Here is a 24,102-nt window from a genome sequence, read left to right as displayed (position 1 = left end):
ACCCCCGTGCGCCTCGTCTTCGCCGGCACGCCCGCCGCCGCCGTTCCGACCCTCCGCGACCTCGCCGCCTCCGCGCACGAGGTCGTGGCCGTGGTCACCCGGGAGGACGCCCCGGTGGGCCGCAAGCGCGTGCTCACCCCCTCGCCGGTCGCCGTCGCGGCCGAGGAGCTGGGGATCCCGGTGATCCGGGCGAACCGCCTCGACGAGGACGTGACCGACCGGATCGCGGAGCTCGCCCCCGACCTCGGCGTGATCGTGGCCTACGGCGGCCTCGTCCGGCAGCGCCTGCTGGCTGTGCCGCGCCTGGGCTGGATCAACCTGCACTTCTCCCTGCTGCCGCGCTGGCGCGGGGCGGCTCCCGTCCAGCGGGCGCTGATGGCGGGCGACACGCGGATCGGCGCGAGCGTCTTCCAGCTGGTCGCCGAGCTCGACGCCGGTGACGTGTACGCCGAGCTCGCCGTCGACGCGGGGGAGCGCACCGCGGGCGAGCTGCTGACGGAGCTGGCCGCGAGCGGCGCCGGCCTCACCCTCGGCGTGGTCGACGCGCTGGAGGAGGGCACGGCCGTCGCGACTCCGCAGGCCGGAGAGGCGACCCCCGCTCCCAAGCTCGACGCCGCCGACGGCCGGATCGACTGGAGCCTCCCGACCGCGCGGGTCCTCGCGCTCGTGCGCGGAACGACTCCCGAGCCCGGAGCCTCGACCGCGGTGGGGGACGCGCGCCTCAAGGTGCTCGCGGTCCGCGCGGCCGAGGGGGACCTCGCTCCCGGCGTCGTCCGCCTCGACTCGGGGCGCGCCCTCGTCGGCACCGCGGACGGAGCGGTGGAGCTGGTCACCGTCCAGCCCGCCGGCAGGACCCCGATGGCCGGCGCCGACTGGGCCCGCGGCCTGCGCGAGAGCACGGTGCTCGCGTGAGCGCCCGTCGCGAGGCCGCTCCCGCCCGCCGGGTCGCCTACGACGTCCTGCTCGCGGTGAGCGGGTCGGACGCCTACGCCAACCTGATCCTGCCCGCGCGGATCAGCGCCGCCGGCCTCTCGCCCGCCGACGCGGGACTGGCCACCGAGCTCTGCTACGGCACCCTGCGGATGTCCGGCTACTACGACCGCGTGATCGCCCTCGCGGCCGGCCGGTCCGTCGGGAGCATCGATGCGCCCGTGCTCGACGCGCTGCGCCTGGGCGTGCACCAGCTGCTCGCGACCCGCGTGGCCCCGCACGCCGCGGTGAACGAGAGTGTCGCGCTCGTCGCGGCCGGCTCCTCGCGGGGAGCGGTGGCCTTCGCCAACGCCGTGCTGCGCGCGGTCTCGCGCTCGAGCGCCGGCGAGTGGCGCGAGCGGGTCTCCGCGGCCGCGGTCTCCGGGGACGACCGGATCGCCGCGCTGAGCTCCCACCCCGTGTGGATCGTGCGCGCCCTGCGACGGGCGCTGGCGGCGGAGGGGGCGGCCGACGAGCTCGACGCGCTGCTCGCCGCCGACAACGCGGCTCCGCGGGTGAACCTGGTGGCTCTGCCGGGCCTGGCGTCTCCCGGCGAGATCGCCGACGCCGAATCCGACCGGTTCTCGCCGGTCGGCATGACCAGCACCGGCGGCGACCCGGAGGCCTTCCCCGCGGTGCACGAGGGCCGCGTGCGCGTGCAGGACGAGGGCTCCCAGCTCGCCGCTCTGGCGCTCTCCCGGGCACGGCCGGTCCGCCCGGGCGAGCGCTGGCTCGACCTGTGCGCGGGACCCGGCGGCAAGGCGGCGCTGCTCGCGGCGGAGGCGCGCGCAGGCGGGGCGGCGCTGCTCGCCAACGAGGTGGTCCCGGGCCGCGCGGGCCTGGTGCGGCAGGCGCTGGCCGCCGTCGACCCGTCGGTCGAGGTGCGCACCGGCGACGGGCGCGACCTGGGCGACGAGCAGCCGGGCTCGTTCGACCGCATCCTCCTCGACGCGCCGTGCACCGGTCTCGGTGCGCTGCGGCGTCGGCCCGAGGCGCGCTGGCGCAAGTCCGCGGCCGACGTGGAGCCGCTGGCCGCCCTCCAGGGCGAGCTGCTCGACTCCGCGGTCCGGGCTCTCGCTCCCGACGGGCTGCTGGCCTACGTGACCTGCTCGCCGCACCTCGGCGAGACCCGGCGCGTGCTCGCCCTCGCGCAGGAGCGGCACGAGCTCGAGCTCGTCGACACGCCGGCCGTGCTGCGCGCGGTGACGGCGGACCCGCTCCCGCTGCCGGACGGCCCCCTCCACGTGCAGCTCTGGCCGCACCGGCACGGCACCGACGCCATGTTCGTCCAGCTCCTCCGCCGCCGCCGGCCCCTCGAGGCGGCGTCCGGAGACGCCTGACCCCTCCGGAGCGGGAGCGTGCTCAGCCGGGCGGACGCCGAGGACGCTCCGATCTAGGCTGGACGCATGCCCGCACGGATCAATCCCAGCATCCTCTCCGCCGACTTCGTGAACTTCGAGGCCGAGCTGCAGCGCATCGCCGGAGCCGACCTCGTGCACGTCGACGTGATGGACAACCACTTCGTGCCGAACCTCACCTTCGGGCTGACCATGGTCCAGCGCCTCCAGGACGTCTCGCCCCGCCCGCTCGACCTGCACCTGATGATCGACGACCCCGACCGGTGGGCCCCCGACTACGCCGAGACCGGCGCCTTCTCCGTGACCTTCCACGCCGAGGCCGCGCGCGACGCCGTGGCCCTGGCGCGGCGCCTGCGCGGGATCGGCTCGCGGGCGGGGATCGCGCTCAAGCCGGGCACGATGGTGGACGACTACCTCGACCTCCTGCCCGAGTTCGACCAGGTCCTCGTGATGACGGTCGAGCCCGGCTTCGGGGGCCAGTCCTTCATGCAGGAGACGATGCCCAAGCTGCGCACGCTCCGGAACGTGGTGGACCGCACCGGGCTCGAGGTCTGGCTCCAGGTCGACGGCGGGATCGCACCCGGCACGATCGAGATCGCAGCGGAGGCGGGAGCCGACACCTTCGTCGCGGGCTCCGCGGTCTTCGGCGCGGACGACCCGGAGGCCGCGATCGCGTCGCTGCGCGAGACGGCGACCGCTCACCTGCACCGGCACTGAGGCGTCCCGCGCCCGGCCGCCGTATAGACTTCCCCGGTGAAAACTTTCGACGACCTCTTCGCTGAGCTGGGCGAGAAGGCCGCCGCCCGTCCCGAGGGTTCGGGCACCGTCCGCGAGCTCGACGCCGGCGTGCACTTCATCGGCAAGAAGATCGTCGAGGAGGCAGCCGAGGTGTGGATGGCCGCCGAGTACGAGGGCGACGAGCGCACCGCCGAGGAGATCTCGCAGCTGCTCTACCACCTGCAGGTGCTCATGCTCGCCAAGGGACTGACGACGGCCGACGTCTACCGGCATCTGTGAGCCCCGCCCCGCTCGCCGGGGTGCGCCTCCGCTCCGCGCCGTCGCGCCCGCACGCTCCCCGAGGAGCCGTGCCGCCCCCTGAACAGCCGTCGAGTCATGAAGGACGTCCCGTGACCACCACCCCCGCCCCGGCGCTCCTGCGCGTCGCCGTCCCCAACAAGGGCTCCCTCTCGGAGACCGCCGGTCAGATGCTCGCGGAGGCCGGCTACACCGGCCGCCGCGACCCGAAGGAGCTGCACGTCGTCGACGAGCGCAACGGGGTCGAGTTCTTCTACCTGCGCCCGCGCGACATCGCCACCTACGTCGGCTCCGGCGCTCTCGACGTCGGGGTCACCGGCCGCGACCTCCTGATCGACTCCGGCTCCGAGGCGCGCGAGATCGCGAGCCTCGGCTTCGCGAACTCCACCTTCCGCTTCGCCGGGCCCGCAGGCCGCTACGACGAGCTCGCGCAGATCGACGGCCTCCGCGTGGCGACCAGCTACCCGGGCCTCGTGGGCCGCTTCCTCCGGGAGCACGGCGTCGAGGTGACGCTGATCCGCCTCGACGGCGCGGTCGAGTCCGCGATCCAGCTCGGCGTCGCCGACGTCATCGCCGATGTCGTCGAGACCGGCACCACGCTCCGCAAGGCCGGCCTCGAGATCTTCGGGCCGGTCATCCTGGACTCGACCGCCGTCCTGGTCTCCGCCGCGGGGGAGCCCGAGGGCATCCCGGTGCTGCTGCGCCGCCTGCAGGGCGTGCTGGTCGCCCGCGAGTACGTGCTGCTCGACTACGACTGCCCCGTCGCGCTCCTGGAGAGCGCCACGGCGATCGCCCCGGGCTTCGAGTCGCCGACGGTCTCGCCGCTGCACGACGCCGAGTGGGTGGCCGTCCGCGTGATGGTGCCGCGCTCGGACATGAACCAGGTGATGGACCGCCTGTACGACCTGGGCGCCCGCGCGATCCTGGTCACCTCCATCCACGCCGCGCGCCTGTAGAGGGGGAGCCGATGAGTCTCGCCGTCCGCGTCATCCCCTGCCTCGACGTCGCCGCCGGCCGCGTCGTGAAGGGCGTCAACTTCCAGAACCTGCGCGATGCGGGCGACCCCGTCGAGCTCGCCCGCCTCTACTTCGAGCAGGGCGCCGACGAGCTGACCTTCCTCGACGTCACCGCCACGGTCGACGACCGCTCGACCACCTACGACGTGGTGCGGGCGACCGCCGAGCAGGTCTTCATCCCGCTCACGGTCGGCGGAGGCGTGCGCAGCGCCGAGGACGTCTCGCGACTGCTCGCGCACGGCGCCGACAAGGTGGGCGTCAACTCCGCCGCGATCGCCCGGCCCGAGCTCCTCGGCGAGATCGCCGACGTCTTCGGCGCACAGGTGCTCGTGCTCTCGCTCGACGTCAAGCGGAGCGACGCCACGCCGTCCGGCTTCGTCGTCACCACTCACGGCGGACGCCGCGAGACCGAGCTCGACGCCCTGGCCTGGGCGGCCGAGGCCGTCGAGCGCGGCGCCGGGGAGCTCCTGGTCAACTCCATCGACGCCGACGGCACCAAGCAGGGCTTCGACCTCGAGCTGATCGCCGCGATGCGCGAGCTGAGCTCCGTGCCCGTCATCGCCTCTGGAGGCGCCGGCGCCGTCGAGCACTTCGCTCCGGCCGTCGACGCGGGGGCCGACGCCGTGCTCGCCGCCTCCGTCTTCCACAATCGCGAGCTGACGATCGGCGACGTCAAGCGCTCGCTCGCGGCCTCCGGGATCGAGATCCGATGACCCCCGCCGAGCTCGACGCCGTCCTGGACCGCGCCGCCTTCGATCCGACCGGGCTCCTGCCCGCGATCATCCAGCAGCACGACACCCGCGAGGTGCTCATGATGGGCTGGATGGACCGCGAGGCGCTCCGGCGGACCCTCACCGAGGGCCGCGTCACCTTCTGGTCGCGCTCGCGCCAGGAGTACTGGCGCAAGGGCGACACGTCCGGGCACGCGCAGTACGTGCGGGGTGCCGCCCTCGACTGCGACGCCGACACTCTGCTGGTCCAGGTCGAGCAGATCGGCGCAGCCTGCCACACGGGCGAGCACGCCTGCTTCGACGTCGACCCCCTCGTGCCGTTCACCGGCCTCGGCCCGGCGGAGTGAGCATGAGCGGACGGCGGCTGAAGTACACGGCGATCCTCGGGGTCGTGCTCCTCGCCGCGCTCGAGCTGACCTCCTCCACTCAGACCTGGTCCACGCTGACCCTGGCCGCGATCGAGGGGGAGGGCCAGCGGATCGACGTGGCCGGGACCGTCGCCGCGCCCGCGCTCTCCGCCCTGGCGCTCGCGGGCCTCGCCCTCGCCGCGGCCCTCGCCATCGCCGGCCCCGTGTTCCGGATCGTGCTCGGTCTGCTCCAGGCCGTCCTCGGTGCCTCGGTGGTGCTCGCGGCCGCGACGGCACTGGGCGACCCCGTGCGCGCCGGCGCCTCGCTGGTCACGGAGGCGACCGCCATCGCGGGGGAGCAGTCCGTCGCGGCCCTCGTGGCCTCGTCCTCCGCGACGGCCTGGCCCGTCGTCGCCCTGGTCTGCGGCGCGCTCACGGCGCTGCTCGGGATCGGCGTCCTCGCGACCTCGGGCCGCTGGCCGGGAGCGGCGCGGAAGCGCGCCTCCCGCTTCGAGCCCGCCGACGGCTACGGCCACGGCGCGTCGACCGTGCAGACGGACGACGGCGACATCGACCCGGTCGTCTCGTGGGACGAGCTCTCGCGCGGCGACGACCCCACCTCGGGCCGCTGACACCGGCCGCGGTCGTGTCCGGCGGTCCGGCATCCCCGCCTCCTGCAGGCGGCTGCGCAGGCGAGTCCGGGGCCGGGCGCTCAGGCGCCTCACGCTAGACTGCTCTGGTCCCGATGCACCCCCAGGAGGAGACCCATGAGCACCGAGCACGACGACGACAACCACGGCCACTCGCCCGCAGCGTGGACGGCCGTCGTCATCATGCTGGTCGGATTCACGATCGGCACGATCGCGTTCTGGTTCGACGTGCCCCTGGTGGTCTGGCTCTCGGCCGGCCTGGTCGTGGTGGGTCTGCTCGTGGGCATGGGCATGGCCAAGGCGGGCTACGGCGTCAACGGCGCGAAGGCGAACCCGAAGGCGCGCGCCTAGGTGCTCGCCGACCTCACCGCCGGCGCCCTGGCCGACGCGGCCCGGCGCCGCGAGAGCGCCCCGCTCGAAGCCGTCGAGCGCCGCGCGCTCGCCCAGGCGCCCGCCCTCGACGCCCTGGCCGCTCTGGCCCCCGCCGAGCGCGTAAGGATCATCGCCGAGGTGAAGCGCGCCAGCCCGTCGCGCGGAGCCCTCGCCGACATCCCCGTCCCCGCCGAGCTGGCCGGACAGTACGAGCTCGGGGGAGCGAGCGCGATCAGCGTCCTCACCGAGGAGCGCCGCTTCAAGGGGTCCCTGGCGGACCTCGAGGCGGTCCGCGAGCGCGTGTCGATCCCCGTCCTGCGCAAGGACTTCGTCGCCGAGCCGTACCAGGTCCTCGAGGCCCGCGCGGCCGGAGCCGACCTGGTCCTCCTCATCGTCGCCGCGCTCGAGCAGCCCCTGCTCGCCGAGCTGCACGCCCTCGTCCTCGAGCTGGGGATGACCCCGCTCGTCGAGACGCACTCGGCCGACGAGCTCGAGCGGGCCGCCGACCTCGGCGCGCGGCTCATCGGCGTGAACGCCCGCGACCTCTCCACCTTCCAGCTCGACCGCGACCTCTTCGGCCGCCTCTCCGAGCGCTTCCCCGACGACGCGGTGAAGGTGGCCGAGTCGGCCGTCCTCACCGCCGACGACGTCGCGCACTACCGCGGCTCCGGAGCCGACGTCGTCCTCGTGGGCGAGGCTCTCGTCACCGGCGGCGACCCCGTCTCCACCCTCGCCGGCTTCCTGGCGCACTGACCACACCGATAGGCGGTACCCCCATGGCACTCCGGGATGAACTCGGCCCCTACTTCGGCGAGTTCGGCGGACGCTACGTCCCCGAGTCCCTCGTCGAGGCCCTCGACGAGCTGAGCGCCGAGTACGAGCGCACGAAGGTCGACCCCGCGTTCGCGGCCGAGCTGATGGAGCTGCACCGCAGCTACACCGGCCGTCCGTCGATCATCACCGAGGTGCCGCGGTTCGCCGAGCACGCCGGCGGTGCGCGGATCATCCTCAAGCGCGAGGACCTCAACCACACCGGCTCGCACAAGATCAACAACGTGCTGGGCCAGGCGCTGCTCACCAAGCGGATCGGCAAGACCCGCGTCATCGCCGAGACGGGAGCGGGCCAGCACGGCGTCGCGACCGCCACGGCCGCCGCCCTGTTCGGCCTCGACTGCGTGGTCTACATGGGGGAGGTCGACACCGAGCGCCAGGCCCTCAACGTCGCCCGCATGCGCCTGCTCGGCGCCGAGGTGATCCCCGTGACGACCGGCTCGCGCACCCTCAAGGACGCGATCAACGACGCGATGCGCGACTGGGTGACGAACGTGGGCACCACGAACTACATCTTCGGCACCGTCGCGGGCCCGCACCCGTTCCCGGCCCTCGTCCGGGACTTCCAGAAGATCATCGGCGAGGAGGCGCGCGAGCAGGTCCTCGAGCTCACCGGCTCGCTGCCCACCGCGGTCACCGCCTGCGTCGGCGGCGGCTCCAACGCGATGGGGATCTTCCACGCCTTCCTCGACGACCCCGAGGTCCGCCTCGTCGGCTTCGAGGCCGGCGGCGACGGGATCGAGACCCCCCGCCACGCGGCGACCATCAGCAAGGGCCGCCCCGGCGTCCTGCACGGCGCCCGCAGCTTCCTCCTCCAGGACGAGGACGGCCAGACCGTCGAGTCGCACTCGATCTCGGCCGGCCTCGACTACCCGGGCATCGGCCCGGAGCACGCGTGGCTCTCGAGCATCGGCCGCGCCGACTACCGCGCGGTCACCGACTCGGCCGCGATGGACGCGCTCATGCTGCTCAGCCGCACCGAGGGGATCATCCCGGCGATCGAGTCCGCGCACGCGCTGGCCGGCACGCTGGAGCTCGGGCGCGAGCTCGGCCCCGAGGCCACCATCCTGGTCAACCTCTCGGGCCGCGGCGACAAGGACATGACGACCGCTGCGCACTACTTCGGCCTCATGGACCAGGGCGCGGTGCAGTCGTGAGCGGCCGCGGACCGAGCGTCGCCGAGACCGTCCGGCGCCGGAACGAGGAGGCGGCGGGCGCCCTGATCGGCTACCTCCCCGTCGGCTTCCCCGACCTGCCGACCAGCATCGACGCCGCCGTGGCCATGGCCGAGAACGGCGTCGACGCGATCGAGCTCGGTCTGCCCTACTCCGATCCGGTGATGGACGGACCCGTCATCCAGGAGGCGACCCAGGCCGCCATCGCGGGCGGCTTCCGCCTCCGCCACGGCTTCGAGGCCGTCCGCGAGATCCGGGCGCGCGTCGACGTGCCGGTCCTGGTGATGACCTACTACAACCCCGTCCTGCAGTACGGGGTCGAGCGCTTCGCCACCGATCTGGCCGAGGCCGGCGGGTCCGGCCTCATCACGCCCGACCTGATCCCGGACGAGGGCGCCGAGTGGCTCGCCGTCTCCGAGTGGCTCGGACTCGACCGCGTGTTCCTCGCGGCACCGTCCTCGACGGACACGCGCCTGCGCCAGGCCGTCGACTCGAGCCGTGGATTCGTCTACGCGGTCTCGACGATGGGCATCACCGGCGCGCGCACCGATGTCGACTCCGCGGCCCGCACCCTGGTCGACCGCCTCCGCGCCGCCGGCTCCGAGAGCGCGTGCGTCGGCCTGGGCATCTCGACCGGCGAGCAGGTCGCCGAGATCCTCGCCTACGCGGACGGCGCCATCGTCGGATCCGCCCTGGTGCGGGCGCTGGCGTCCGGCGGGGTCGACGCGGTCGCCGAGACCTCCCGCGGCCTCGCCGAGGGCACCCGCCTGCGCTCCGCGCGCTGACACCCTCCCGCTACAATCGGGATGCCCACCGGGGCGCGGCCGAGCCGCGCCCGGGGGACCCCCTCCTTCGAAAGGTCGAGTACCGGTGTCCGTACCGCTGAGCATTCCGAGCCCCCCCGACGCGTGGAGTCAGTACGCCCTCACGATCGGCACCTTCACGCTCGCGATCCACACCTACGCGCTCTGCATCCTCGCGGGGATCATCGTGGCGACGATCATGACGAACCAGCGCCTCAAGCGCCGCGGCGCGGAGCCGTGGGTCGTGCTCGACATCATCATCTGGGCGGTGCCGCTCGGCATCGTCGGCGCCCGCGCCTACCACGTGCTCACCCACCCCGGCGACTACTTCTACGACGGCGCCGACCCGTGGGAGGTCGTCCGCATCTGGAACGGCGGCAACGCCATCTTCGGCGGGCTCATCGGAGGCGCGGTCGGCGCGTTCATCGGCTGCCGCTGGACAGGAGTGCGCTTCTGGACCTTCGCCGACGCCCTCGCCCCCGGCATGCTCGCCGCTCAGGCGCTCGGGCGCCTGGGCAACTGGTTCAACCACGAGCTCTTCGGCCTGCCCACGACCCTGCCCTGGGGCCTCGAGATCGAGACCACCAACCCGGCCTTCCCCGTCGGCCTCCCGGCGGGCACGCTCTTCCACCCGACCTTCCTCTACGAGATCCTCTGGAACGTCGTCGGCATCGCGGTCATCCTCCTGCTCGAGCGCCGTCTCAAGCTGCAGTGGGGCACCGTCTTCGCCGCCTACCTGATCTGGTACGGGATCGGCCGCGTCTGGTTCGAGTCCATCCGGATCGACCCGAGCGAGTTCTTCTGGGGCATCCGCACCAACGTCTGGGCCGCGCTCATCGCCGTGGTCATCGGCCTGGTCCTCGTGGTGATCCAGAAGCGCGAGCACCCGGGCGCCGAGCCCTCGGCCTACCGGCCGGGTCGCGAGTGGACGCCCGCCCCGGCTGCGGTAGAATTCGAGGACGTCGAGTCCGACTCCGACGACACCACCACCCCTGCTTCCGGCACCGACGCCGAGAAGCCGACGGTCTCCCGCACCTGACGGAGGTCGCGGAGCCTCCGCGACCGCCTCCCGGGTGCCCGACACCTCCACGACCGCCCCATCGCGGCGCAGCCACGAGCGCTGCCGCAGGCGGGTCGTCGTGCAGGCACCGCCGGCGGCGCGCGACGCTCGCGCCACGGCAGAACCCTGCGGCCCTCCCGATCGGGGAGCCGCTCCTCCTCCACCACCGCGGGCCAGCGACGTCCCGATCAGCCATCACCCCCGTGAGGACGGTTCCCATGGCCTCCGCCCAGCCCTCGACCCCGGCCCGCGCCGTGCCCTTCCTGGGCATGCCGCCGGCGCAGGGGATGTACGACCCGGCCGCCGAGAAGGACGCGTGCGGTCTCGCGATGGTCGCCACCATGCGCGGCACCGCCGGCCACGACATCATCGACGCCGCGCTGAACGCGCTGCGCAACCTCGAGCACCGCGGCGCCGTCGGCTCCGACGCGGGAACGGGCGACGGCGCGGGGATCATCACGCAGATCCCGGACGAGTTCCTCCGCGCGGTCGCTCCCTTCGAGCTCCCGCCGCTGGGCCAGTACGCGGTGGGCAACGCCTTCCTCCCGGTGGACGTGTTCGAGCGCGAGCGGGTCAAGTCGACGATCGCCGACATCGCCCGCGAGGAGAACCTCGCCGTGGTCGGCTGGCGGTCCGTGCCCGTGCAGCCCGACGAGATCGGCACGCTCGCCCGGGCCGCCATGCCGGCGATCGAGCAGCTGTTCATCCGGAGCGAGCTGACCGACGAGAGCGGCACGCCCCTCTCCTCCGTGCGCCTCGACCGCCTGACCTTCCGCCTGCGCAAGCGCGTCGAGCGCGAGCTCGAGGTCTACTTCATGTCGCTCTCGAGCCGCACGCTCGTCTACAAGGGCATGGTGACGACGCTCCAGCTCGAGCCGTTCTACCCGGACCTGTCCGACGAGCGCTTCGCGTCGAAGCTCGCGCTGGTGCACTCCCGGTACTCCACCAACACCTTCCCCTCGTGGCCGCTCGCTCAGCCGTTCCGGATGATCGCGCACAACGGCGAGATCAACACGGTGCAGGGCAACCGCAACTGGATGCGCGCGCGCCAGTCGCAGCTGAAGAGCCGCGAGCTGGGCGACCTGGCCCCGCTGTTCCCGATCGTCTCGCCCGGCCGCAGCGACTCCGCCTCGTTCGACGAGACCGTCGAGCTGCTCAACCTGGCAGGCCGGTCGCTCCCGCACGCGATCATGATGATGGTGCCGGAGGCCTGGGAGAACCAGGACGGCGCGCTCGACCCGAAGCGCCGCGCGTTCTACGAGTACCACTCGATGCTCATGGAGCCGTGGGACGGCCCGGCCGCGATCGTCTTCACCGACGGCGAGCTCGTCGGCGCCACCCTCGACCGCAACGGGCTCCGACCCGGCCGCTACGTCGTCACCGACGACGGGCTCGTGGTGCTCGCCAGCGAGATCGGCGTGCTCGACATCGACCCCGCGAAGGTGGTCCGCAAGGGACGCCTGCAGCCCGGCCGCATGTTCCTGGTCGACACCGAGCAGGGCCGCATCGTCGAGGACGAGGAGATCAAGGGGCAGCTCGCCGCCTCCGGTCCGTTCGAGGAGTGGCTCGAGAAGGGCCGCATCAACCTCAAGGACCTCCCCGAGCGCGAGCACATCGTGCACACGCCCGCCTCGGTCAACCGCCGCCAGCGCACCTTCGGCTACACCGAGGAGGAGGTCCGCCTCCTCCTGCTGCCGATGGCGCGCGCCGGTGCGGAGCCGCTCGGAGCGATGGGCTCGGACACCCCCGTGGCCGTCCTGTCCAAGCGCCCCCGCCTGCTCTTCGACTACTTCACGCAGGCCTTCGCGCAGGTGACGAACCCGCCGCTGGACTCGATCCGCGAGGAGGTCGTGACCTCGCTCCGTCTGGGCCTCGGCCCCGAGCGCAACCTGCTGACCGCCGGTGCCGAGCACGCGCGCCAGGTCGTCCTCGACTTCCCGGTCATCGACAACGACGAGCTCGCGAAGATCCAGCACATCGCGCCGCGCCCGCTGAGCCACATCACCACGACGATCCGCGGCCTCTACCGCGTCGACGCGGGACCCCGCGCGATGCAGGACCGCATCGACGAGATGTGCGATGAGGCCGACGAGGCCATCGCCGCGGGAGCGCAGTTCCTGGTGCTCTCGGACCGCGACTCCACCAAGGACCTCGCGCCGATCCCCTCGCTGCTGATGCTCGCCGCCGTGCACCACCACCTCATCCGCACCGAGAACCGGATGCGAGTGGGGCTCGTGGTCGAGGCGGGCGACGTCCGCGAGGTGCACCATGTGGCGACGCTCATCGGCTACGGCGCCTCCGCGGTCAACCCGTACCTGGCGATGGAGACCTGCGAGGACCTCGTCCGCAGCGGCATGCTGTCGGACGTCTCGCCGGAGAAGGCCGTGAAGAACGTGATCAAGGCGCTCGGCAAGGGCGTGCTGAAGATCATGTCCAAGATGGGCATCTCCACCGTGTCGAGCTACGCCGGGGCGCAGACCTTCGAGGCCGTCGGCCTCAGCCAGGCGTTCGTCGACCAGTACTTCACCGGCACCGTCTCGAAGCTCGGCGGCATCGGCATCGACGTCGTCGCCGAGGAGAACGCCGCGCGTCACCGCGCCGCGTACCCCGAGGACGGCGCGATCGTCGCGCATGAGCGCCTGGCGGTCGGCGGCGAGTACCAGTGGCGCCGCGACGGCGCCCCGCACCTGTTCAACCCGGACACGGTGTTCCGCCTGCAGCACTCGACGCGCAACCGCCGCTACGACGTCTTCCGCGAGTACACGAAGATGGTCGACGACCAGGCGAGCTCGCTGATGACCCTCCGCGGCATGTTCAAGCTCGACACCGCGGGGCGCACGCCGATCCCGATCGACGAGGTCGAGCCGGTCGAGGCGATCGTCAAGCGCTTCTCGACGGGCGCGATGAGCTACGGCTCCATCTCGCCGGAGGCGCACGAGACGCTCGCCATCGCGATGAACCGCCTCGGCGCCAAGTCGAACACGGGCGAGGGCGGCGAGGACACCGAGCGGCTGCTCGACCCGGAGCGCCGCTCCGCGATCAAGCAGGTCGCCTCGGGCCGCTTCGGCGTCACGAGCATGTACCTCACCCACGCCGACGACATCCAGATCAAGCTCGCCCAGGGCGCCAAGCCCGGCGAGGGCGGTCAGCTGCCGCCGACGAAGGTGTACCCGTGGATCGCGCGCACCCGGCACGCGACCGCCGGCGTCGGCCTGATCTCGCCGCCGCCGCACCACGACATCTACTCGATCGAGGACCTCAAGCAGCTGATCTTCGACCTCAAGCGGGCGAACCCGTCGGCGCGCATCCACGCGAAGCTGGTCAGCCAGTCGGGCATCGGAGCGGTCGCCGCCGGCACCGCGAAGGCCCTCGCCGACGTGATCCTCGTCTCGGGTCACGACGGCGGCACCGGCGCGAGCCCGGTGAACTCGCTCAAGCACGCGGGCACGCCCTGGGAGCTCGGCCTGGCCGAGACCCAGCAGACGCTGATGCTCAACGGCATGCGCGATCGCGTGGTCGTGCAGGTCGACGGCCAGATGAAGACCGGTCGCGACGTCGTCATCGGCGCGCTGCTCGGGGCCGAGGAGTTCGGCTTCGCGACGGCCCCGCTGATCGTCGAGGGCTGCATCATGATGCGCGTCTGCCACCTCGACACCTGCCCGGTGGGCGTCGCGACGCAGAACCCGGAGCTGCGCCAGCGGTTCTCCGGAAAGCCGGAGTTCGTCGTCAACTTCTTCGAGTTCATCGCCCAGGAGGTGCGCGAGTACCTCGCGCAGCTCGGCTTCCGGAGCGTCGACGAGATCGTCGGACACCGCGAGCTGCTCGACGTCGACCAGGCGATCGAGCACTGGAAGGCGAGCGGGCTCGACCTGACGCCGATCCTCGTCGGACCGGTCTTCACGGCGGAGGAGCCGCGCCGCCACGGCCGCGCGCAGGAGCACGAGCTCGAGCACCACTTCGACAACGAGCTGATCCGCCTCGCGGCGAACGTGCTCGACCACCGCGGCACCGTGCGGATCGAGCGCGAGATCAAGAACACCGAGCGCGCCGTCGGCACCATGCTCGGCCACGAGGTCACCGTCCGCTTCGGCGAGAACGGCCTGCCGGCCGACTCCATCGTCGTATCGCTCCGCGGCTCGGCCGGGCAGTCGCTCGGAGCGTTCCTCCCCGCCGGCATCACGCTGCGGCTCGAGGGCGACTCCAACGACTACGTCGGCAAGGGCCTCTCGGGTGGCCAGATCGTGGTGCGGCCGGACCGCCGCAGCACCTTCGACGCCTCGACGAACGTGATCGCGGGCAATGTGATCGGCTACGGGGCGACCCAGGGCACGATGTTCATCCGCGGGATGGTCGGCGAGCGCTTCCTGGTCCGCAACTCCGGCGCCACCGCGGTGGTCGAGGGAGTGGGCGACCACGCGCTCGAGTACATGACCGGCGGCCTGGCGGTGATCCTCGGCGAGACCGGGCGGAACCTCGGCGCCGGCATGTCGGGCGGCACGGCCTACATCCACGGCCTGCGCCGCGAGCTCGTGAACCGCGACGCGATCGCCTCCGGCGAGCTGACCCTCTCCGAGCTCGGCAGCGCCGACGTGGAGATCCTTCGCGACCTGCTCGAGCGGCACATCGCGGAGACCGAGTCGACCCTGGCCCAGGGGATGCTCGACGATTTCGACGGAACGGTCTCGCGTTTCGTCAAGGTACTGCCCCGCGACTTCGCCGCGGTGCTCGCGACGCGCGCATCCGCTGTGGAGGAGGGGCTCGACCCCGACGGCGACGTCGTCTGGGGACGGATTCTGGAGGTGACCGGTGGCTGATCCCAAGGGGTTCCTGAAGGTGCAGGACCGGGAGCTGCCCAAGCGGCGTCCCGTGTCCGTCCGCCTGATGGACTGGAAAGAGGTCTACGAGCAGGGCGACTCCGCCGTGCTGCGCCGGCAGGCGGGCCGCTGCATGGACTGCGGCATCCCGTTCTGCCACAAGGGCTGCCCGCTGGGGAACCTGATCCCCGAGTGGAACGACCTGATGTGGCGCGGCGAGGGCCGCCAGGCGATCGAGCGCCTGCACGCGACGAACAACTTCCCGGAGTTCACGGGACGGCTCTGCCCGGCGCCGTGCGAGTCGTCCTGCGTGCTCGGCATCAATCAGCCCGCCGTCACGATCAAGCAGATCGAGGTCTCGATCGTCGATCAGGCCTTCGGCAACGACTGGGTGCAGCCGCACCCGCCGGAGCGCCTGACCGGCAAGACCGTCGCGGTCGTCGGCTCCGGCCCGGCGGGGCTCGCCGCCGCTCAGCAGCTCACCCGCGCCGGGCACACCGTCGCGGTCTACGAGCGCGACGACCGCATCGGCGGCCTCCTGCGCTACGGGATCCCGGACTTCAAGATGGAGAAGAAGCACCTCGAGCTCCGCCTGAACCAGATGAAGGCCGAGGGCACCCGGTTCCGCGCGGGCGTCGACATCGGCTCCGACATCACCTGGGACGACCTGCGGGCGCGCTACGACGCGGTCGTGGTCGCCACCGGCGCTCTCGTGCCGCGCGACCTGCCGATCCCGGGGCGCGACCTCGACGGCGTGCACTTCGCCATGGAGTACCTCGTGCAGTCGAACCGCGCGATCGCGGGCGACCGCGTCTTCGAGCAGATCTCGGCCGAGGGCAAGCACGTCGTCGTCCTGGGCGGAGGCGACACCGGAGCGGACTGCATCGGCACCGCCCACCGCCAGAAGGCCGCGTCGGTCACGAACCTGGCGATCGGGCAGCAGCCGCCGTCGCAGCGCCCGGACAGCCAGCCCTGGCCGATGGACCCGACCGTGTTCGAGGTCTCGAGCGCCCACGAGGAGGGCGGGGAGCGGATGTTCCTCGCGTCGACCGTGGAGTTCCTCGCGAACGAGGGCGGCGAGGTCCGCGCGGTGCGCGTGGCCGAGACCGAGTACCTCGACGGGCGCCGCGTCCCCAAGGCGGGCACCGAGCGCGAGATCCCGGCCGACCTGGTCCTGCTCGCCCTCGGCTTCACCGGCCCGGAGGCGGACCATCTCGGCCGTCAGCTCGACGTCCCCTTCACCGAGCGCGGCAACGTCGCGCGCGGCGACGCCTTCGAGACCTCCGTCCCCGGCGTCTTCGTGGCCGGCGACGCCGGGCGCGGCCAGTCCCTGATCGTCTGGGCGATCGCGGAGGGCCGCTCCGTCGCGGCCGAGGTCGACCGCTACCTCGAGGGCACGACCCAACTGCCGGCGCCGGTCGGCCCCAACGACCGGGGCTTCACGCTCTAGTCCCCGGGACGCGATAGTCTCGGCCCGCCAGCAACCAGCTCACCCTCCCCGCTAACGACGCGCCTCCGGGCGCAGAACAACGGAGCACCCCCTCAATGAGACGAGCGAAAATCGTCGCCACCCTCGGCCCGGCAACGTCGTCGTACGAGACCATTCGTGCGATCATCGACGCCGGCGTGGACGTGGCCCGCATGAACCTCAGTCACGGAAGCTACGACGTCCACGAAGGCATCTACCGCATCGTGCGGAAGGCCGCGGACGACGCCGGGCGCGCGGTCGCGATCCTCGTCGACCTGCAGGGTCCGAAGATCCGCCTCGGCAAGTTCGAGGGCGGCCCGTACGCCCTCGCCGAGGGCGACGTCTTCACCATCACCACCGAGGACGTCCTCGGCACGCGCGAGCTCTCGGGCACCACGTTCAAGGGCCTCCCGGACGACGTGAACCCGGGCGACATGCTCCTCATCGACGACGGCAAGGTCGCTGTCCGCGTCACCGCCGTCGAGGGCCCCCGGGTCGTCACCGAGGTCGTCGTCCCCGGCAACGTCTCGAACAACAAGGGCATCAACCTGCCCGGTGTCGCGGTCAACGTCCCCGCCCTCTCCCAGAAGGACGAGGACGACCTCCGCTGGGCGATCCGCCTCGGCGCCGACATCATCGCCCTCTCCTTCGTGCGCAACGCCAGCGACATCGAGCGCGTGCACGAGATCATGGCGGAGGAGGGCCGCAAGGCTCCCGTCATCGCCAAGATCGAGAAGCCTCAGGCGGTCGACAACCTGCAGGAGATCATCGACGTCTTCGACGGCATCATGGTCGCCCGCGGCGACCTCGGCGTCGAGCTGCCCCTCGAGGCGGTGCCGATCGTGCAGAAGCACGCCGTCGAGCTCGCCCGCCGCTGGGCGAAGCCGGTCATCGTCGCGACCCAGATGCTCGAGTCGATGATCGAGAGCCCCCGCCCCACGCGGGCCGAGGCCTCGGACGTCGCGAACGCCATCCTCGACGGCGCGGACGCGGTCATGCTCTCGGGCGAGACCAGCGTCGGAGCCTGGCCCGTCGTCACCGTGCAGACCATGGCCCGCATCGTCGAGTCCACCGAGGAGCACGGCCTGGAGCGCATCCCCCCGCTGGGCAGCAAGCCCCGCACCCAGGGCGGATCGGTCACGCTGGCCGCCGCCGAGGTCGCGGAGTTCGTCGAGGCGAAGTTCCTCTGCGTGTTCACGGAGTCGGGCGACTCGGTCCGCCGCATGACGCGCCTGCGCCACGGCATCCCGATCATCGGCTTCACCCCCGAGCCGGCCGTCCGCCGCCGCATGGCGCTGAACTGGGGCGTCCAGTCCTTCGTCACGCCGCGCGTCAACCACACCGACGCGATGTTCGCGCAGGTGGACGCGGTGCTGCTCCGCGAGGGCCTCGCCCAGGCGGGCGAGACCGTGGTCGTCGTCTCCGGATCGCCCCCCGGGCGCGCCGGCACGACGAACGACATGCGGGTGCACATCGTCGGCTCGTCCAGCTCGGCCGACAGGGCCGAGAACTGGGACCACTGAGTCCAGCACCCCCGGAGGGCCCGGTCGCGAGAGCGGCCGGGCCCTCCGGCGTTCCCCGGCGGTCCGCGTGGCGGGACGCGCCTCCGCGGGCGGATACCGTGGACCCATGCGACTCGGCGTGCTCGACATCGGCTCCAACACGGTCCACCTGCTCCTCGTCGACGCGCACCCCGGCGCCCGCCCGGTGCCCTACCGCTCGCACAAGCGGAGCCTCGCTCTCGTGGCGCACCTCGACGAGGCGGGGGAGATCACCGAGCGGGGCCAGCGCGAGCTGATCGCGTTCGTGACCGAGGCCGCCGAGGTCGCCCGCGAGCACCGCGCGGAGGACCTGCTGGCGTTCGCGACCTCGGCGATCCGCGAGGCCGGCAACGGCGCGGCGGTCCTCGACCGGGTCCGCGCCGAGACGGGAGTGCACCTCCAGGAGCTCGGCGGCGAGGCGGAGGCGTCGGCCACTTTCCTCGCCGTGCGCCGCTGGTTCGGCTGGGGCGCGGGCTCGATCCTGGACCTCGACATCGGCGGCGGCTCGTTCGAGCTCTCGATGGGCGTGGACGAGGTGCCCGAGCTCGCCGTGTCGGTCCCGCTCGGAGCGGGGCGGGTGACGCGGGACCTGCTGGTCGGCGATCCCGCCTCGGCCACGAGCGTGAAGGCCGCCCGGCGTCACGCCCGCGAGGTGCTCGCGGAGCCCGTCCGCGGCTTCCTCGCCCTGGGGCGCCCCGACCTGGTCGCAGGCACGTCGAAGACCTTCCGGTCTCTGGCGCGGATCACCGGCGCCGCTCCGAGCGCCGCCGGTCCGCTGGTGCGCCGGGAGCTGCACCTGGTCGACCTCCGGCTGTGGTCCGCTCGCCTCGCCGCGATCAGCGCGGCCGACCGCTCAGCGCTGCCCGGCGTCTCCGCTCTGCGGGCTCCGCAGCTGCTCGCGGGCGCTCTCGTCGCGGAGGCGGCCATGGACGCCCTCGGCATCGAGACGCTGGTGATCTGCCCCTGGGCCACCCGCGAGGGGCTGATCATCCGCCGCTTCGAGCTGCTCGACGCGCAGATCCAGCGCGCGGACGTTCAGCTCAGCGCGATGCTGTAGGACAGCGACCGTCGGCCGCCCGGCTCGAGGACGATCTGGCGCGGCTTGTCGACGATGTCGCCGTCCCAGCCCTCGGGGGTCGGGACGCTCCGCCAGGGCTCGAGGCAGACGAACGGGGCCCCGACGGGCTTCCACACGCCGACCACGTCGAAGTCCCCGGTGTCGACGACGATCGCGCGGGCGGCGCCGTCGGCCTCGAGCCGGAGGGTCCGCCGGCGCGGCTCGTCGAAGATCATCACGCCCTCCTCGAAGTGCGCGTCGTCCACTGTCAGGACCCCGTCCTCGAGCGGCGCCGGGTGGCGCGCCTCGAGCAGCAGGTTCTCCGGAGCGCGGCGGTACCCCTCCGGCTCGGGCTGCGCGAAGCGGATGCGGTGCTCGCCGCGGCCCTCGGGCAGCGGCAGCGCGAAGGCCGGGTGGTTGCCGAGCGAGAAGCCCAGCGGAGAGGGACCCCTGTTCTCGACGGTCTGGGTGATCCGGAGCGAGGCGCCGGTCACGGCGTAGGCGATGAGGAGCGTCCAGTCGAAGGGGAACACCGCGCGCGTGGCGTCGTCGCTCCGGAGCCGGAACACCGCCTCGTCCGCCGAGACGCCCGCGAGCTCGAAGACCCGGTCCCGCGCGAAGCCGTGCTGCCCCATCCGGTGGTCCGCGCCGTCGTGGTGCAGCGTGTCGCCGGGGAGGCGCCCGATGATCGGGAACAGGACGGGAGCGTGCCGGCGCCACTCCGGGCCGGCCTGCCACAGGTACTCGCGGCCCTCGTCGTCGCGGAGGGACGTCATCTCGGCCCCGGCGGTCGTCAGGGCGAGGCGCAGGCTCTCGCTGCCGAGGGTGAGGACGGTGGGCGCGGGGGAGTCGCTGCTGGTCATCCTCCGATTCTGCCCGTCACGCGGTGCGGGCGGGGGTGTCGGCGGCGCGTGGCAGCATGGGGCGGTGCCTCCCGAGTCGACCCCCTCCTCCTGGCGCGCCCGCGTCGGCGAGCTCAGCGGATCCGCCGAGGCCGAGTCGCCGACCGTCCTCACTCCGATCGGGCTGCAGTTCGAGTTGCGCCGGCTGGTGCGCCGGGCCGACGATCCGTGGCGGGCGCCGGCGAGCGAGCGCGTCACGGCGAAGACCTACGACCCCGACGAGCGCCGCGACCACCGTCTGGCCACCCGCCCCGCCGTCCGTGGGCGCGGGGGCGCCTGGAACCGCACCACCCTCACCTGGAAGTCGCTGAACTTCCAGACCCACCGGCTCTCGCTCGACCCCGCTCACCAGCGCTGGTTCGCCGAGTTCGCGGCTCTGCACCGCGCCACGCGCACCGTCCACCTCGGGCAGGACCCCGACTGGATCCACCTCGACGACTACGAGAGCCCACTGCTCTGGCGGCTGCTCGAGCAGGCGCAGGCCGCCGGGATCCCGCTGCTCGCCCCGGAGAAGGGCGCGGTCCGTCTCGCCGGTCCCGCGCATGTGGCGGTGACGGTCTCGGCGGAGGAGGGAGCGCTCCGGCTGCGGCCCGTCCTGCGGATCGACGGCGCGGAGCACGCGCCCGAGTCGGCGCGTCCGGTCGCCCGGCACGGCGTCTACGCGGTCGAGGGCGGCGATCCGTCCTCGCTCCTGCTCGCGCCCGCGTCCCTGCCCTTCGACGACGAGGAGCTGCGGCTCCTCGACCACCCCGAGGAGACGGAGGTCCCGGCGGAGGACGTGCCCGAGTTCGTCGGCGAGCACCTCCCCGCCCTCCGCGGCCGCGTCGCGGTGCGCGAGGAGGGCGTCGACCTCGTCCTGGACGATCCGGAGCCCCCGCGCCTGGTCTGCACGGTCTCGTTCGAGCCGCGGCGCGCCGTCAGGGTGGGCTGGCACTGGCGCCGCTCGCCCGATCGCGCGGGCGAGCTCGACGGCACGGCCGACGCGGCTCTCGAGCGCGCGGTGCTCCGCCGGGTGCGCTCGGTGCTCGGCGAGGCCGGGTCCGCTCTCGTGCCGGAGCCGGGGACGAGCGCGGTCCTGCGCGGGGCCGAGGCGGCGGTGTTCGTGGTGGAGCAGCTCCCGCAGCTGGAGGGGATCGGCGGGGTCCGGATCGAGCGCGAGGGCGCGGCCCCGGACTACCGCCTGCTGACCGGACCGCTCACGCTCACCATCACCGCGGTCGACACCGAGAGCGCCGACTGGTTCGACCTCGGCGTCGTCGTGACCATCGGCGACGCGACCGTGCCGTTCCTGCCCCTCTTCCGCGCTCTGGCCGCGGGCGGCGACCGCATCCGCCTGGTCGACCACTCCTATCTCTCGCTCGCGCACCCCGGCCTCGACCGGCTCCGGGAGCTGCTGACCCGGGCGGACGAGCTCGAGGAGTGGGAGACGGGACCGCGGCTCGGCCGGCACCAGGCCGGGCTGTGGAACGAGCTGGAGGAGCTCGCCGACGAGAGCGTCCCCTCCGACGCGTGGCGCGCCGTGCTCGACTCCGCGCTGGCCGCCGGGTCGCCGGAGGACGTGGAGCCGCCGGAGGGCCTGACCGCCCGGCTGCGTCCGTACCAGCGGGCGGGCTACGCCTGGCTCGTGCACCGCCTCCGTCACGGGCTCGGCGGGATCCTGGCCGACGACATGGGCCTCGGCAAGACCCTGCAGGCGCTGGCCATGATGCTCGACGCGGTCGAGGAGGCGGGCCGCGCCGGGATCCGCCGCGCGCCGTTCCTCGTGGTCGCCCCCACCTCGGTCGTGCCGGGCTGGCGCTCGGAGGCCGAGCGCTTCGCGCCCGCCCTGCGCGTCCACGTCGTCGCGAGCTCGCGGGAGGGCGCGCTCGACGCGATCCCGGCCGACGCGGACGTGGTCCTCACCAGCTACGCGGTCCTGCGCCTCGGCGGCGAGCGCTGGGCGTCGAGGACGTGGTCGGCGCTGATCCTCGACGAGGCCCAGTTCGTCAAGAACCCCGCCTCGCAGACGCACCGGGCCGCCCGCGGGGTCGGCGCGCCCGTCACGCTCGCGCTCACCGGCACACCGCTGGAGAACTCGCTCGACGAGCTCTGGGCGGTCCTCGCCCTGGTGGCGCCCGGGCTCCTGCCGCCGCTGCGCCGCTTCCGCGAGGAGTACACCCGGCCGATCCTGCACGCGGAGGCGCCCGTCGGCATCGCCTCGCCCGATCTGTCCGAGGGACGGACCGTCAGCCACACCGAGGGCGCGCGCCGCCGCCTCGAGAGACTGCGCCGGCGACTGCGTCCGTTCCTGCTCCGCCGCACCAAGGAGGCGGTGGCGCCGGAGCTCCCCGAGAAGCAGGAGCAGACGATCGAGGTCGCGCTGACGCCCGCCCACCGGGTGCTCTACGACGGCTACCTCCAGCGCGAGCGGCGGAAGCTCCTGGGCCTGGTCGACGACCTCGACCGGCAGCGCTTCACGGTGTTCCGATCGCTCACCCTCCTGCGCCTGCTCGCGCTCGACGCGTCCCTAGTCGACCCGGCCTACCGGCACGTCCCGTCCGCGAAGCTCGACGTGCTCGTCGAGCAGCTCGACGACGTGATCGCGGAAGGCCGTCGGGCCCTCGTCTTCAGCACCTTCACCTCGTACCTGGAGCGGGCGGGGGAGCGGCTGCGTCGGCGCGGCATCCCGTTCGTGCAGCTCGACGGCTCCACGCGGGACCGCGCGGGAGTGATCGAGGAGTTCCGCTCGGGAGCCGCGCCCGTCTTCCTGATCAGCCTGAAGGCGGGCGGCACCGGGCTCACCCTCACCGAGGCCGACCACGTCTTCATCCTCGACCCGTGGTGGAACCCGGCGGCCGAGGCGCAGGCCGTCGACCGCGCGCACCGCATCGGCCAGGAGCGGCGGGTGAACGTGTACCGGCTGGTGGCGACGGACACGATCGAGGAGAAGATCGTGCGCCTCCAGGAGCGCAAGGGCCGCCTCAGCACGGCGGTGCTCGACGAGGGCGAGCTCTTCGCCCGGGCGCTGTCGGCCGACGACGTCCGCGAACTGCTGGCCGAGTGACCACGGCCCCACGAAGGGTGACAGAACGGCCAGCCGCGGCCCAGGATCCGAGCGCACACTGAGCGGATGAGACGCCGCCGCCCCCGCCCCCGCGCCGACTGGATCGTGGCCCTCGAGAAGGGCGACGACGCCGGGCTCTTCGGACCGGGCAGCGCGGTCTGGGCGGTCAACGGCGGCCTGCCCACGATGATCGCCGGAGTGCGGGCTCTGCTCATGCAGACCCTCCACGCCGGAGCGATGGCCGGTGTGCACGACCACTCCCGCTACCGCGAGGACCCGATGGGCCGGCTCGACAACACGGTCCGCTGGGTCCTGACCACCAGCTTCGGCGACACCGCCGCGGCGAGCGGAGCGGCGCGCTGGGTGACCGGCGTGCACGAGCGGATCGTCGGCTCCTACGAGGACGCCGGCGGGCGCGAGCGCTCCTACTCGGCGCAGGACCCCCGCCTGCTGCTCTGGGTGCACGACGCCTTCACCGACGCGTTCCTCGGCGCCCACGAGATCTGGGGCGGACGGATCCCCGGCGGCCCCGACGCCTACGTGCGCGAGTGGGCCGCCTCCGGCCGGCTGCTCGGAGTGCAGGATCCGCCCGAGAGCGTCGCGGAGCTCCGCGCGCAGCTCGCCGGATTCGCGGGCGAGCTCAAGCCCGACGCACGCGTGCACGAGGCGGTCGGCTTCCTCCGCGACATCCGGCTGCCGGGCGAGGCGGGCGTGGTCTACCCGCTGCTGTTCGCCGGCGCGGTCGCCTCACTCAGCCCCGAGGTGCGGAGGCTCCTGGGCCTCCGGCGCCCGTGGTGGCCCGCGATCACGGCGAACCGCCTGCTGTTCGTGTTCCTGGGCCGGTATCTCGGCCGGGTCTCGCCGAGCGAGCAGGCCGCGATCGACCGCATCGCCGGCCTCGACCAGGTTCGCACGGGCGCCTGACGCTCT

The 24,102-nt window shown here is 73.1% G+C and carries 20 protein-coding genes; 19 read left to right on the top strand and 1 reads right to left on the bottom strand.

The genetic code is table 11. The features are described 5' to 3' along the window. Positions 1-6 precede the first annotated feature (6 nt). From fmt to C5C46_RS00765, 17 genes are all read left to right on the top strand, one after another. Positions 7-912, top strand: coding sequence for a methionyl-tRNA formyltransferase (gene fmt / locus C5C46_RS00845; RefSeq protein ID WP_104225315.1), 906 nt, complete (start codon positions 7-9; stop codon positions 910-912). Continuing rightward, positions 909-2,309 carry an RsmB/NOP family class I SAM-dependent RNA methyltransferase gene (locus C5C46_RS00840; RefSeq protein WP_258059239.1) on the top strand — a complete coding sequence of 467 codons (1,401 nt, stop codon included), beginning with the start codon at positions 909-911 and terminating at the stop codon, positions 2,307-2,309. Before fmt ends, C5C46_RS00840 begins: the two co-directional genes overlap by 4 nt. A 66-nt stretch (positions 2,310-2,375) precedes the next feature. Next, positions 2,376-3,044, top strand: a complete 669-nt coding sequence (rpe, locus tag C5C46_RS00835) for a ribulose-phosphate 3-epimerase (protein ID WP_104225313.1) — start codon at positions 2,376-2,378, stop codon at positions 3,042-3,044. 36 nt (positions 3,045-3,080) lie between these two features. Next, positions 3,081-3,344, top strand: a complete 264-nt coding sequence (locus C5C46_RS00830; RefSeq protein WP_055791842.1) for a phosphoribosyl-ATP diphosphatase — start codon at positions 3,081-3,083, stop codon at positions 3,342-3,344. A gap of 110 nt (positions 3,345-3,454) precedes the next feature. Then, positions 3,455-4,318, top strand: coding sequence for an ATP phosphoribosyltransferase (gene hisG / locus C5C46_RS00825; protein WP_104221851.1), 864 nt, complete (start codon positions 3,455-3,457; stop codon positions 4,316-4,318). Positions 4,319-4,329: 11 nt separating this feature from the next. After that, positions 4,330-5,091: an imidazole glycerol phosphate synthase subunit HisF gene (hisF, locus tag C5C46_RS00820; protein ID WP_104225312.1), complete on the top strand. Its 762-nt coding sequence runs from the start codon at positions 4,330-4,332 to the stop codon at positions 5,089-5,091. Next, positions 5,088-5,456 carry a phosphoribosyl-AMP cyclohydrolase gene (hisI, locus tag C5C46_RS00815; RefSeq protein WP_104221855.1) on the top strand — a complete coding sequence of 123 codons (369 nt, stop codon included), beginning with the start codon at positions 5,088-5,090 and terminating at the stop codon, positions 5,454-5,456. Before hisF ends, hisI begins: the two co-directional genes overlap by 4 nt. Positions 5,457-5,458: 2 nt before the next feature. Then, the gene (locus C5C46_RS00810; protein ID WP_104225311.1) at positions 5,459-6,088 is read left to right on the top strand and encodes a Trp biosynthesis-associated membrane protein; all 630 of its coding nucleotides are present in this window, start codon (positions 5,459-5,461) and stop codon (positions 6,086-6,088) included. A gap of 135 nt (positions 6,089-6,223) precedes the next feature. Beyond that, positions 6,224-6,457: a DUF6704 family protein gene (locus tag C5C46_RS00805; RefSeq protein ID WP_104221860.1), complete on the top strand. Its 234-nt coding sequence runs from the start codon at positions 6,224-6,226 to the stop codon at positions 6,455-6,457. Then, a complete protein-coding gene (trpC, locus tag C5C46_RS00800; protein ID WP_104221862.1) occupies positions 6,458-7,231 on the top strand; it encodes an indole-3-glycerol phosphate synthase TrpC in 774 nt (257 codons plus the stop codon). 23 nt (positions 7,232-7,254) lie between these two features. Beyond that, positions 7,255-8,466: a tryptophan synthase subunit beta gene (trpB, locus tag C5C46_RS00795; protein WP_104225310.1), complete on the top strand. Its 1,212-nt coding sequence runs from the start codon at positions 7,255-7,257 to the stop codon at positions 8,464-8,466. After that, positions 8,463-9,269 (top strand): tryptophan synthase subunit alpha, encoded by an 807-nt coding sequence (gene trpA, locus C5C46_RS00790; protein ID WP_104225309.1) that lies wholly within the window; start codon positions 8,463-8,465, stop codon positions 9,267-9,269. Before trpB ends, trpA begins: the two co-directional genes overlap by 4 nt. Positions 9,270-9,354: 85 nt before the next feature. Beyond that, a complete protein-coding gene (gene lgt / locus C5C46_RS00785; RefSeq protein ID WP_258059238.1) occupies positions 9,355-10,326 on the top strand; it encodes a prolipoprotein diacylglyceryl transferase in 972 nt (323 codons plus the stop codon). A gap of 239 nt (positions 10,327-10,565) precedes the next feature. Then, a complete protein-coding gene (gene gltB, locus C5C46_RS00780) occupies positions 10,566-15,161 on the top strand; it encodes a glutamate synthase large subunit (RefSeq protein ID WP_104225308.1) in 4,596 nt (1,531 codons plus the stop codon). Then, positions 15,154-16,611 carry a glutamate synthase subunit beta gene (locus tag C5C46_RS00775; protein WP_104225307.1) on the top strand — a complete coding sequence of 486 codons (1,458 nt, stop codon included), beginning with the start codon at positions 15,154-15,156 and terminating at the stop codon, positions 16,609-16,611. Before gltB ends, C5C46_RS00775 begins: the two co-directional genes overlap by 8 nt. A 95-nt stretch (positions 16,612-16,706) precedes the next feature. Beyond that, positions 16,707-18,152 carry a pyruvate kinase gene (gene pyk, locus C5C46_RS00770; RefSeq protein ID WP_104221869.1) on the top strand — a complete coding sequence of 482 codons (1,446 nt, stop codon included), beginning with the start codon at positions 16,707-16,709 and terminating at the stop codon, positions 18,150-18,152. 106 nt (positions 18,153-18,258) lie between these two features. Next, positions 18,259-19,227 carry an exopolyphosphatase gene (locus tag C5C46_RS00765; RefSeq protein ID WP_104225306.1) on the top strand — a complete coding sequence of 323 codons (969 nt, stop codon included), beginning with the start codon at positions 18,259-18,261 and terminating at the stop codon, positions 19,225-19,227. Here C5C46_RS00765 and C5C46_RS00760 read toward each other — a convergent pair. Continuing rightward, on the bottom strand, positions 19,206-20,090 hold the full coding sequence (locus C5C46_RS00760; protein WP_104221873.1) for an aldose 1-epimerase family protein: 885 nt from the start codon (positions 20,088-20,090) through the stop codon (positions 19,206-19,208). The two genes, C5C46_RS00765 and C5C46_RS00760, sit on opposite strands and share 22 nt — an antisense overlap. A 64-nt stretch (positions 20,091-20,154) precedes the next feature. Between C5C46_RS00760 and C5C46_RS00755 the strand changes: the two genes are divergently transcribed. Beyond that, positions 20,155-23,172, top strand: coding sequence for a DEAD/DEAH box helicase (locus C5C46_RS00755; protein WP_104225437.1), 3,018 nt, complete (start codon positions 20,155-20,157; stop codon positions 23,170-23,172). A 66-nt stretch (positions 23,173-23,238) separates the two neighbouring features. After that, complete coding sequence (locus tag C5C46_RS00750; RefSeq protein ID WP_104221875.1) at positions 23,239-24,096, top strand: oxygenase MpaB family protein; 858 nt, start codon at positions 23,239-23,241, stop codon at positions 24,094-24,096. The last annotated feature ends 6 nt before the right edge of the window (positions 24,097-24,102 follow it).

The sequence above is a fragment of the Rathayibacter sp. AY1E6 genome (assembly GCF_002931115.1).
In the GTDB taxonomy this organism is placed as follows: domain Bacteria; phylum Actinomycetota; class Actinomycetes; order Actinomycetales; family Microbacteriaceae; genus Rathayibacter.
Note: the sequence above shows the minus strand (reverse complement) of the source record. Positions and strands in the feature narration are given on the sequence as shown.